The sequence below is a fragment of the Neobacillus vireti genome (genome assembly GCF_001026695.1).
In the GTDB taxonomy this organism is placed as follows: domain Bacteria; phylum Bacillota; class Bacilli; order Bacillales; family Cytobacillaceae; genus Neobacillus; species Neobacillus vireti.
Genome location: NZ_LDNB01000006.1, coordinates 1 through 11,042 on the forward strand (window position 1 = coordinate 1; position 11,042 = coordinate 11,042).

An 11,042-nucleotide genomic window follows, 5' to 3' on the forward strand; every position below is an offset into this window, starting at 1 on the left:
AAGTTAAGCTTCTCAGCGCCGATGGTAGTTGGGGCATGCGCCCCTGTGAGAGTAGGACGTTGCCAGGCAAACAAAAAGACAACCTTAATTGGTTGTCTTTTTTTATCAACATTCCAATCCGATGTATAAACTAAATACCTCCTCCCAATTCCACTTTGCATAATACGCACTTGCTACTGTAAGATTTGTTATCCACGCTATTTCCTTCATATTATCTGTTCGAGTAACGAATATATTGGCAGTCTGTGTATCCGTTCTTACCCAAAGAAGCTGACTATGAAAAAATTGCGGTGCAAAATCACCTTCATGTTTTGCAGGATTGGTTATTTGCTTATTCCTAAACGTCGAGATATCAATTTCATAAAGGCTTGGTAATGGTCTTTTATCCAGGTCGGCTTGCTTCATTTCTTTAGAACGGGAAACGTAGATTGTACTGTCGTTTTTCCAATATAAATCACGGTCGACATACCCTTTTGGTGTGAAAATTTCATTTTGAAAGGAAGGAACACTAACCAGTTTTAGTTGTTTATTTATATTAGCTTCCCTTCCAAATCCCCCGATATATCCAAGATAGCTTTTAGTCGGCGCCCATTGAAGCCATTCCGGATAATCTAACACTTCATCCACACGTTGAAAATACTTTCCATCATCTGAGACCAAACAAAGTATATTGCTATCAGCAGAAATAGATGCGGATGGGTTTAATATAAAGCTAATCCACTTATGATCGTGGGACCATATAAACTGGCTGCTGCCTACAACGATTTCATTTTCTCCGACTGGAACTGTGTAAAAATGCTTGAAAACTGGTTTTTGCCGATCCGATCGAAGCAAAATTTTTGATAATATAATATCAGAATTTAGTTGTCTATTTTCCTTTGCAGATGTTAAAAAGCCGCTGATATCAGGGAGCCAGGAAAAATTCGTGATCTCTTTTGTTAATTGAGTTACAAGGAAATGCTTAGGTGGCTCAGTATTTAAAACGAATAATTCCTGATTAACAAGGAAACCCATTTTATTTTGCCCAGGCGCCCATTGAAAATTGTTAGTTACCCCTTCCTTCACCATGAAGTGTTTCTCCATTTTCAAATTATATAGCCAGAGTTCCCCATTGCGAAAACTACTCTTTCTACTTTTAAGATAGGCAATCCAATTACCATCATGAGACCACTTAGGGTACCTTATATACTCTCCATTTGTAATTCTTTGTTCCCTATTGCCAGTTTTGATCCACAAATCATCGTTTCTAATAAAAGCGGCTTTCATTTTTGGTAATGGATCTGCTTGAGCTATTAATTGAACGGGTATAAATAATATGAATAGGGAAATCGAAAGGAATATTTTTTTAAACAAATAAAAGCACCTCACTTTTTTTCGTCCTAATATTATTTTGCACAAATAAAAATAAATCTTGTGGTTTTAAATTAATAATGTGCTAAAGTGAAGGGAGCTAAATCAAGTAGGGAGGGGCTCGTTATGTTAGAAAATAGTTTTATCATGGTTGCGATTATCCTAATCATAAATATCGTCTATGTTTCTTTCTTTACGATAAGAATGATTTTGACTTTAAAGGGTCAGCGCTATCTGGCAGCTTCCCTTAGTATGATTGAAGTGGTTATTTATGTTCTTGGCCTCGGGCTTGTCTTAAATAACCTTAATCAAATTCAAAATTTAGTGGCCTATGCGGTTGGCTATGGCATCGGGGTCATTGTCGGAATGAAAATTGAGGAAAAGCTGGCATTAGGGTATATTACGGTCAATGTAATTACATCAGAAAACGATAAGGATATGCCAAAATTATTGAGGGAGAAAGGCTATGGTGTTACCGACTGGTCTGCACATGGGCTAGAAGGAAATCGAATGGCGATGCAAATCCTTACACCGCGAAAATTTGAGTTAAAACTATACGAGACAATTAAAACGTTTGATCCGAAGGCATTTATTATTTCGTATGAACCAAAATCGATTCACGGTGGCTTCTGGGTGAAATCAGTGAAAAGAGGGAAGCTATTTTCATGAGTAAAAAGAAGAAGCAATTTGAAGTGGCGGAGAATGAAAGTATTGAGGATTGCCTGAATAGAATGAAGCAAGAAGGTTATCTCCCAGTCCGCCGAACAGAAAGGCCAATTTTTCAAGAAATTAAAAAGGGCGGCGAAACCATTTACGAGCCAGTTGGCCGCCAAATTGTCTTTGAAGCAAAGTTAATTGAGTAAAACACGAACATTTTTATTGTTTTTAAAAGTAACGTTCGATTTTATGGTTGACAGCATAATGAATTGATTGGTATGATAAGTTTAGTTGATAAAACAAATTACCTTTACCCTCGTATATCCATGGGAATATGGCCCATAAGTTTCTACCCAATAACCGTAAATTATTGGACTATGAGGGAAAGTCAATAGGTTCGGCAGTTATTAGGGCCCTGCGCTCTTTGTGTTACCTTATTTATGCCCGGACAAATGGCTTTCTCTTTCTGAGATGCTGTTTGCGCCGGGCTTTTTATTGTTGACCTAGCGGAAGTAAGAAAAGCGGAAAGTCATTCGAGAGTAAAGCAAGTCTATTCGAGAGATATGGACAGCTATTCGAGAGTAAAGCAGGTCTATCCGAGAGTAAAACTAGTCTATTCGAGAGAAACGAGCTTATATCCGAGAGTAATTCAACCTGAAACAGGGGGAGAAGGTATGGCGAACTTAGTTGGAGTGATCATGGGAAGTAAGTCAGATTGGGATACGATGAAGCATGCTTGTGAGATTCTTGAACAATTCGAGATTCCTTTTGAAAAAAAGGTGGTTTCTGCCCATCGGACACCTGATTTGATGTTTACATATGCAAAAGAAGCAAGAGAACAAGGCTTGAAGGTGATTATTGCTGGAGCGGGCGGCGCAGCTCATCTTCCTGGGATGGTAGCAGCACAAACGACTCTGCCGGTCATTGGAGTTCCCGTTCAATCACAGGCTTTAAATGGACTCGATTCCTTGTTGTCGATTGTGCAAATGCCCGGCGGTGTTCCGGTGGCGACAGTTGCGATTGGAAAAGCAGGAGCGACAAACGCAGGCCTCTTGGCGGCGCAAATTTTAGCAACAGAAGATGCTGAGTTAGCGAGAAAGCTAGAAGCAAGAAGAGAAACAACAAGAAATGAAGTGCTAGAAAGTAGTGATGAGCTTGGCTAACAAGACGATTTTCCTAGGAGCAACGATCGGCATTATCGGCGGCGGCCAGCTCGGGCGAATGATGGCGTTAGCAGCCAAGGCACAGGGGTTTCGGATTGCGGTGTTAGAACCAGCTACTGACTCCCCATGCGGTCAGGTAGCTGACGTTGAAGTGATCGGTGCCTATCATGATCGCGTGGCGATTAGCCGCTTAGCTGAAATATGTGATGTCATCACCTACGAATTTGAAAATATTGATGCCGAGACATTAGGGTGGCTGTGCGAACAGGCCTATGTGCCTCAAGGGAAAGAGCTATTGACGATCACACAGGATCGGATTAAAGAAAAGACAGCGATTCAGCAGGCAGGCATTGAGGTCGCGCCATTTGAAGTCATCACAAGTGTGGAAGAGTTATTTTTTAAAATTGACGTAATTGGTTTTCCTGCCGTGTTAAAGACATCTAAAGGCGGCTATGATGGCAAGGGGCAGCTTGTGATTAAAAATGCCGATGATTTAGGCAAAGCAGGGGAACTGCTCAACCATGGAAATTGTGTGTTGGAAAAGTGGATTCCGTTTGAAAAAGAAATATCTGTTATCGTGACGCGAGGGCTGAATGGAGAAACAGCCATTTTTCCAGTAGCCGAAAACATTCATGAAGAAAACATTTTACATATAACGATTGTTCCGGCTCGAATTTCAGAAGAGTTACAGACAAAGGCCATCCAAAAAGCGAAGCAGCTCGCTGTTTCACTGGGAGTAGTCGGGACGCTGGCGGTAGAGATGTTTGTGACCGGCGATGGGGCGATTTATATCAATGAAGTAGCGCCAAGACCGCATAATTCCGGGCATTTTTCAATAGAGGCCTGTGCAACGTCACAGTTTGAACAGCATATCCGCGCTGTTTGCAACTGGCCATTAGGAAGTACGGAGCTATTAAAACCGGCTGTTATGGTCAACCTATTGGGAGAGCATCTGGAAAATGTAAATGTGGAAATACCGAAGATGAATGACTGGAAGATTCATTTGTATGGAAAAAAAGAACCGAAAACGAAGCGGAAAATGGGGCATGTCACCATTTTGCGTGATAATGTAGAAGAGGCCCTTGCTGAGATTGAAGGGTCCAGCATTTGGAAGACAGTGAAGGAAAAGATCGGAGGATAAATCATGATTGATCGTTATACTAGACCTGAAATGGGAGCCATTTGGACGGAGGAGAACCGCTTTAATGCCTGGCTTGAGGTGGAAATCCTTGCTTGTGAAGCATGGGCAGAGTTAGGTGAGATCCCTAAAGAGGATGTCCGCAAGCTTCGTGAAAATGCTTCTTTTAACATCGAGCGGATCAAAGAAATAGAGGAAGAAACAAGGCATGATGTCGTGGCTTTTACCCGTGCGGTTTCGGAAACGCTTGGCGAGGAGCGGAAATGGGTTCATTACGGCTTAACTTCTACAGATGTGGTGGATACAGCACTTTCATATGTTTTGAAGCAGGCTAACGCGATTTTATTGAAAGACTTGGAAAATTTTATTGAGATTTTAAAAAATAAAGCGATTGAACACAAATTTACGGTGATGATGGGGCGGACACACGGTGTCCATGCGGAACCGACGACTTTTGGCTTGAAGCTTGCTCTTTGGTATGAGGAAATGAAACGTAATCTTGAGCGTTTTAAGCAAGCGGCAGTAGGTGTCGAGTTTGGGAAAATTTCCGGTGCGGTTGGAACGTACGCAAACATTGACCCGTTTGTGGAGCAGTATGTATGTGAAAAATTAGGACTTGGCCGAGCGCCAATTTCCACTCAGACATTGCAGCGCGACCGCCATGCACATTATTTGTCCGTGCTTGCGTTGATTGCGACTTCGATTGAAAAATTTGCTGTCGAGGTTCGCGGGCTGCAAAAGAGCGAAACGCGTGAGGTCGAGGAGTTTTTTGCAAAAGGGCAAAAGGGTTCGTCGGCGATGCCGCATAAACGCAATCCGATTGGCTCGGAAAATATGACAGGGCTTGCCCGCGTGATCCGCGGCTATATGATGACCGCTTATGAAAATGTACCGCTTTGGCATGAACGGGATATTTCCCATTCTTCAGCGGAACGAATTATTTTGCCGGATGCGACGATTGCTTTGAATTATATGCTCAACCGGTTCGGTGGAATTGTGAAAAATTTAACTGTCTATCCGGAGAATATGAAGCGCAATATGGACCGCACATTGGGGTTAATCTACTCGCAGCGTGTGCTGCTGGCTTTAATTGATAAGGGACTATCCCGTGAAGAGGCCTATGACACGGTCCAGCCGAAAGCGATGGAGGCGTGGGAGCAGCAAGTTCCATTCCGCGGGTTGATCGAGGCAGAAGGAAAAATTACCTCATTGCTCTCTGGCGAAGAGATTGACGATTGTTTTGATTACAACTATCACCTGCAGCATGTTAATACCATTTTTGATCGACTAGGGTTGAACGGGTAGGGGCATAAGTGCCCGATACTTGTATCAAGTTGTTTTTATGGTCACAGAGAGAGGTTCTTTGTGACCGGAAAGAGGAAAAAGGAGCCTCCACGGTAAATAAAAAAAGCCGAACAAAGGAATCGGAGCAGCAAGGGGTGGATTTTGCCCACCTCTCTAGTTTGAAAATTCCCAATATTGCGAAATAAGGAGTGTCCCACGATGAAGGAACTGCTATACGAAGGAAAAGCAAAGCGGATTTACAAGACAGACGATGAGCGCACTGTGTTAGTCGAATACAAGGATTCAGCGACCGCCTTCAATGGTCAAAAAAAGGAAACGATCATTGGGAAAGGCCGTCTAAATAACGAGATTACTAGTTTGTTATTTTTAAAGTTAAAAGAACACGGAATCCCTTCACACTTTATCAAAAAAATTTCCGCCACCGAGCAGCTGGTAAAGAAAGTTACCATTATTCCGCTTGAAGTAGTCGTTCGCAATGTCGCGGCGGGAAGCCTCTCCACACGATTGGGAATCGAAGAGGGTAAACGGCTAGCAGCCCCTCTCGTTGAATTTTATTTAAAAAATGACGACCTTGGAGATCCGCTCGTAACAGTTCATCACATCCTTGAGCTCAACGTAGCAACCGTCCAAGAAACAGCAATTTTACGAGAAAAAGCACTCGAAATCAATACAGTTTTATCAAGCTTTTTCAATGAACTTGGCATTCGTCTCATCGACTTTAAGCTTGAGTTCGGCAAAGATGAAGACGGGCATATTTTATTAGCGGACGAAATTTCTCCGGACACTTGCCGTCTATGGGATCAACAGACAAATGAAAAGCTTGATAAGGATGTATTCCGCCGTGATTTAGGAAGCTTAACCGAAGCCTACGAAACGATTTTAACAAGACTTGGAGGTCAACAGCATGTATAAGGTAAAGGTATTTGTCACATTAAGAGAAAGTGTATTAGACCCGCAAGGTAAGGCCGTAACTCATTCACTAAATGCTTTAAACTACAAAGAAGTCACCGATGTCCGCATCGGCAAATATATGGAATTAACCGTGGAAAAATCAGAGCGCAACATCGATGAGGTCATCAATGAAATTTGCACGAGCCTCCTGGCAAATCCGGTGATTGAAGACTACCGTTACGAAGTAGAGGAGTGTGTCGCGCAGTGAAGTTTGCGGTAATTGTCTTTCCAGGCTCAAACTGTGACGTCGATATGTTTCATGCGATTGGCGATGAACTTGGTGAAGAAGTCGAATATGTTTGGCACGATTCAGAAAGCTTAGCTGAATATGACGGAATCCTTCTGCCCGGCGGGTTTTCCTATGGAGATTACCTTCGTACAGGCGCCATTGCCCGCTTTAGCAAAGTGATGAAAGAAGTAGTCAAAGCGGCTGAAGCAGGCAAGCCAGTTCTTGGCGTGTGCAACGGATTTCAAATCCTCTTGGAAGCAGGGCTGCTGCCGGGCGCAATGAGGCGGAATGAAAGCCTTTCATTTATTTGCAAACCTGTCGAACTAGAGGTAGAAAACAACAGAACGATTTTTACCGCGGAATATGAACAAGGACAAACGATTACCATCCCTGTCGCCCATGGCGAAGGAAATTACTATTGTGACGAAGAAACTCTCGCCCAGTTAAAGGACAATAACCAAATCGTATTCACTTATCAGGAAAACCCGAACGGCAGCCTAGCCAATATTGCCGGCATCACGAATGAAAAAGGCAATGTTCTTGGGATGATGCCCCATCCGGAAAGAGCTGTCGATGAGCTGCTCGGCAGCGCCGATGGACTTAAATTATTCCAATCGATTGTGAAAACTTGGAGGGAAGCACATGTTGTTAACGCTTGAACCAAATCCGACTCAAATTAAAGCAGAAAAATTATATCAGCAAATGGGTTTGTCCGATGAAGAATTTACAATGATTGAAACCATCCTTGGACGCACGCCGAATTATACCGAAACAGGCCTTTTTTCGGTGATGTGGTCGGAGCACTGCAGTTATAAAAATTCAAAGCCAGTCCTTAAAAAATTCCCGACAACCGGTGAAAGAGTCCTGCAAGGCCCTGGTGAGGGCGCGGGGATTGTCGATATCGGCGATGGCCAGGCGGTTGTTTTTAAAATAGAAAGCCACAACCATCCATCAGCGATTGAACCATACCAAGGAGCGGCAACCGGTGTCGGCGGCATTATCCGCGATGTTTTTTCAATGGGAGCCCGTCCTATCGCTCTATTAAACTCGCTTCGCTTTGGCGAGCTTGATTCCGCGAGGGTGCGCTATTTATTTAAAGAAGTCGTTGCCGGAATCGCAGGGTACGGCAATTGTATTGGCATCCCAACTGTCGGCGGTGAAATTCAATTCGACCCTTGCTACGAGGGAAATCCGCTTGTGAATGCGATGTGCGTCGGTCTTATCGATCATAACGATATTCAAAAAGGCCAAGCGCACGGCTTAGGCAATACCGTTATGTATGTAGGGGCGAAGACAGGCCGCGATGGGATTCATGGCGCTACCTTTGCCTCAGAAGAATTAACCGAGCAATCCGATGAGAAACGCCCGGCTGTTCAAGTTGGTGACCCATTTATGGAAAAATTACTCCTTGAGGCCTGCTTGGAGCTGATTCAATCCAATGCGCTTGTCGGAATCCAGGATATGGGCGCTGCCGGCCTTACAAGTTCCTCCGCGGAAATGGCAAGCAAGGCGGGAATGGGCATTGAGATGAACCTAGATCTTGTACCGCAGCGGGAAACTGGAATGACCGCCTATGAGATGATGCTGTCAGAATCACAGGAGCGGATGCTGATTGTGGTTAAGAAAGGCCGCGAACCTGAAATCGCCCGGCTTTTTGAAAAATACGATTTAGAAGCAGTGGCCATTGGAACGGTAACCGATGATAAAAACCTGCGTTTAATTCATAACGGCGAAACGGTAGCCGATGTACCGGTGGATGCCTTAGCAGAGGATGCACCTGTGTACCAAAAGCCGTCACAAGAGCCATCTTATTTTCAAGAATTCCAAGCAATGGAACAGGAAATCCCGCAAGTCGATGATTTGAAAGAAACGCTCGTAAAACTTTTGAGCCAGCCAACAGTTGCAAGCAAGGAATGGGTATATGAGCAGTACGACCACATGGTCCGCACCAATACCGTTGTCTCTCCAGGTTCAGATGCGGCGGTTCTCCGGATTCGCGGCACCCGGAAGGCACTCGCGATGACCACCGATTGTAACTCTCGATATGTATATTTGGATCCGGAAACCGGCGGAAAAATTGCCGTCGCTGAGGCAGCCCGCAACATTATCTGTTCCGGTGCCGAGCCGTTAGCGATTACCGATAACCTGAACTTCGGAAATCCCGAAAAGCCAGAGGTATTCTGGCAAATTGAAAAAGCAGCCGACGGGATTAGTGAAGCATGCCGAGTACTTGAGACACCTGTCATCGGCGGTAACGTGTCATTGTATAACGAAACAAGCGGCACTGCGATCTATCCAACACCTGTCATTGGCATGGTTGGCCTTGTAACTGACATCGACCATATTACAACACAATATTTTAAAAACAGCGGCGACCTGATTTATCTAGTTGGCGAAACAAAACCGGAATTTGGCGGCAGCGAGCTGCAAAAGCTGCTGAACGGCAGTATTTCCGGAAAAGCACCGGAATTAACGATTGAATTGGAAAAAGAAAGACAAGAACAGGTTCTAGCTGCGATTCGTTCAGGTTTAGTTCAATCTGCCCATGACCTGTCTGAAGGCGGCTTAGCAGTTGCATTGGCAGAATGTTTGTTCAGCAGCGATACATTGGGTGCAGAAGTGTCCCTCAATGGAAATCCAGTAGCGGCATTATTCAGTGAAAGCCAATCTCGTTTTCTTTTATCCGTAAAGAAAGAACATCAAGCGGAGTTTGAAAGCTTAGTAGAAGCAGCCTTTATCGGTGAAGTGAATGATTCGGCAACACTACGAGTTCTAACAAACAGTGAATCAATACTTGAGGGTTCAATAAATGAATTAAAAGCTGCCTGGAAAGGGGCGATCCCATGCTTGCTGAACTCAAGGGATTAAACGAAGAGTGCGGCATTTTTGGTGTCTTTGGACATCCGGATGCCGCACAATTAACCTATTATGGGCTCCATAGCCTGCAGCACCGCGGCCAGGAAGGAACCGGTATCGTCGTTTCCGATGGGAAAACACTTAAAGGGGTTAAAGGCGAAGGGCTTGTGTCTGAGATTTTTACCGCTGAGGCAATGACAGAATTAACCGGCTCTGCCGCCATTGGCCATGTTCGTTATGCAACGGCAGGGGGCGGCGGCTATGAGAACGTCCAGCCACTGTTGTTCCATTCGCAAAGCGGAAGCCTGGCACTTGCTCATAATGGCAACCTTGTCAATGCGAATTCCTTAAAGCATCAGCTTGAAACACAGGGGAGTATTTTTCAAACAAGCTCTGATACAGAGGTTTTGGCCCATTTAATTAGAAGAAGCGGCTTTCCTCAGATGAACGACCGCGTGAAAAATGCCCTTTCAATGTTAAAAGGGGCCTATGCCTATTTAATCATGACCGAAACGGAGTTAATGGTGGCACTCGATCCCCATGGACTAAGGCCGCTTTCACTTGGCTGTATTGGCGATGCATATGTGGTTGCTTCGGAAACCTGTGCCTTTGATTTAGTCGGTGCTGAATATATCCGCGATATTATGCCAGGAGAACTGTTAATTATAAACGAGGATGGGCTTACATCAGAGCAATTTGCGATGAGTACGACAAAAGCAATCTGTATGATGGAGTATGTTTATTTTTCAAGACCTGATAGTAATATCCAAGGCATCAATGTTCATACCGCCCGGAAAAATTTGGGGAAAAGATTGGCGGTCGAAGCGCCGATTGATGCCGATGTGGTGACGGGGGTGCCGGATTCAAGTATTTCCGCAGCGATTGGCTATGCTGAAGCAGCGGGGATTCCGTATGAAATGGGGCTAATCAAAAACCGTTATGTCGGCAGAACCTTTATTCAGCCTTCCCAGTCTTTACGTGAGCAAGGGGTAAAAATGAAGCTGTCACCTGTTCGCGGTGTTGTCGAAGGAAAACGCGTCATCATGGTCGATGACTCAATTGTCCGCGGCACGACAAGCAGAAGAATTGTTAAAATGCTGAAAGATGCAGGAGCGACAGAGGTGCATGTCGTCATTAGTTCACCTCCGATTAAAAATCCGTGTTTTTACGGGATTGATACATCTTCGAAGGAAGAATTGATTGCTTCCGATAAGTCAGTAGAGGAGATCCGCGACCTCATTGGTGCCGATTCATTAACGTTTTTAAGCGTAGGCGGCATGGTGGAAGCGCTGGGGCAGGACAGCGGCTATTGCCTTGGCTGCTTTACAGGAAATTACCCAACAGAAATTTATCCCGATACACTTCAATACTATTATCAAAGGGGTTGATGACC

General features: G+C 44.4%; 11 protein-coding genes and 1 riboswitch. Of the genes, 10 read left to right on the plus strand and 1 reads right to left on the minus strand.

Annotation, left to right across the window (positions count from 1 at the left end; all coding sequences use genetic code 11):
- Window positions 1-105: 105 nt before the first annotated feature.
- Entirely contained in the window at window positions 106-1,353 is a 1,248-nt protein-coding gene (locus AA980_RS06245; RefSeq protein ID WP_024026497.1) for a PD40 domain-containing protein, read from the minus strand.
- Window positions 1,354-1,476: 123 nt separating this feature from the next.
- On the opposite strand from AA980_RS06245, the gene AA980_RS06250 reads away from it, so the two are divergent.
- From AA980_RS06250 to purF, 10 genes are all read left to right on the plus strand, one after another.
- A complete protein-coding gene (locus tag AA980_RS06250) occupies window positions 1,477-2,019 on the plus strand; it encodes a DUF2179 domain-containing protein (RefSeq protein WP_024026496.1) in 543 nt (180 codons plus the stop codon).
- Window positions 2,016-2,213 carry an NETI motif-containing protein gene (locus tag AA980_RS06255; RefSeq protein ID WP_024026495.1) on the plus strand — a complete coding sequence of 66 codons (198 nt, stop codon included), beginning with the start codon at window positions 2,016-2,018 and terminating at the stop codon, window positions 2,211-2,213. The genes AA980_RS06250 and AA980_RS06255 overlap by 4 nt, the downstream gene beginning before the upstream one ends.
- 90 nt (window positions 2,214-2,303) lie before the next feature.
- Window positions 2,304-2,405, plus strand: a riboswitch (purine riboswitch).
- A 276-nt stretch (window positions 2,406-2,681) separates the two neighbouring features.
- The gene (gene purE / locus AA980_RS06260) at window positions 2,682-3,170 is read left to right on the plus strand and encodes a 5-(carboxyamino)imidazole ribonucleotide mutase (RefSeq protein WP_024026494.1); all 489 of its coding nucleotides are present in this window, start codon (window positions 2,682-2,684) and stop codon (window positions 3,168-3,170) included.
- Window positions 3,157-4,311, plus strand: coding sequence for a 5-(carboxyamino)imidazole ribonucleotide synthase (gene purK, locus AA980_RS06265; RefSeq protein ID WP_024026493.1), 1,155 nt, complete (start codon window positions 3,157-3,159; stop codon window positions 4,309-4,311). Before purE ends, purK begins: the two co-directional genes overlap by 14 nt.
- A gap of 3 nt (window positions 4,312-4,314) precedes the next feature.
- Window positions 4,315-5,613: an adenylosuccinate lyase gene (gene purB / locus AA980_RS06270; protein ID WP_024026492.1), complete on the plus strand. Its 1,299-nt coding sequence runs from the start codon at window positions 4,315-4,317 to the stop codon at window positions 5,611-5,613.
- Between the two features lie 198 nt (window positions 5,614-5,811).
- Entirely contained in the window at window positions 5,812-6,525 is a 714-nt protein-coding gene (gene purC, locus AA980_RS06275; protein WP_024026491.1) for a phosphoribosylaminoimidazolesuccinocarboxamide synthase, read from the plus strand.
- Window positions 6,518-6,772 carry a phosphoribosylformylglycinamidine synthase subunit PurS gene (gene purS, locus AA980_RS06280; protein WP_024026490.1) on the plus strand — a complete coding sequence of 85 codons (255 nt, stop codon included), beginning with the start codon at window positions 6,518-6,520 and terminating at the stop codon, window positions 6,770-6,772. The genes purC and purS overlap by 8 nt, the downstream gene beginning before the upstream one ends.
- Complete coding sequence (gene purQ, locus AA980_RS06285; RefSeq protein WP_024026489.1) at window positions 6,769-7,452, plus strand: phosphoribosylformylglycinamidine synthase subunit PurQ; 684 nt, start codon at window positions 6,769-6,771, stop codon at window positions 7,450-7,452. Before purS ends, purQ begins: the two co-directional genes overlap by 4 nt.
- Window positions 7,436-9,661, plus strand: a complete 2,226-nt coding sequence (gene purL / locus AA980_RS06290) for a phosphoribosylformylglycinamidine synthase subunit PurL (protein ID WP_024026488.1) — start codon at window positions 7,436-7,438, stop codon at window positions 9,659-9,661. Before purQ ends, purL begins: the two co-directional genes overlap by 17 nt.
- Window positions 9,637-11,037 (plus strand): amidophosphoribosyltransferase, encoded by a 1,401-nt coding sequence (purF, locus tag AA980_RS06295; protein ID WP_024026487.1) that lies wholly within the window; start codon window positions 9,637-9,639, stop codon window positions 11,035-11,037. The genes purL and purF overlap by 25 nt, the downstream gene beginning before the upstream one ends.
- The last annotated feature ends 5 nt before the right edge of the window (window positions 11,038-11,042 follow it).

What these genes read in the sequence shown, in the direction of transcription:
- AA980_RS06250 (WP_024026496.1), top strand. Translation starts at nt 1,477, where the DNA reads ATGTTAGAAAATAGTTTTATCATGGTTGCGATTATCCTAATCATAAAT.
- AA980_RS06255 (WP_024026495.1), top strand. Translation starts at nt 2,016, where the DNA reads ATGAGTAAAAAGAAGAAGCAATTTGAAGTGGCGGAGAATGAAAGTATT.
- purE (WP_024026494.1), top strand. Translation starts at nt 2,682, where the DNA reads ATGGCGAACTTAGTTGGAGTGATCATGGGAAGTAAGTCAGATTGGGAT.
- purK (WP_024026493.1), top strand. Translation starts at nt 3,157, where the DNA reads ATGAGCTTGGCTAACAAGACGATTTTCCTAGGAGCAACGATCGGCATT.
- purB (WP_024026492.1), top strand. Translation starts at nt 4,315, where the DNA reads ATGATTGATCGTTATACTAGACCTGAAATGGGAGCCATTTGGACGGAG.
- purC (WP_024026491.1), top strand. Translation starts at nt 5,812, where the DNA reads ATGAAGGAACTGCTATACGAAGGAAAAGCAAAGCGGATTTACAAGACA.
- purS (WP_024026490.1), top strand. Translation starts at nt 6,518, where the DNA reads ATGTATAAGGTAAAGGTATTTGTCACATTAAGAGAAAGTGTATTAGAC.
- purL (WP_024026488.1), top strand. Translation starts at nt 7,436, where the DNA reads ATGTTGTTAACGCTTGAACCAAATCCGACTCAAATTAAAGCAGAAAAA.
- purF (WP_024026487.1), top strand. Translation starts at nt 9,637, where the DNA reads ATGCTTGCTGAACTCAAGGGATTAAACGAAGAGTGCGGCATTTTTGGT.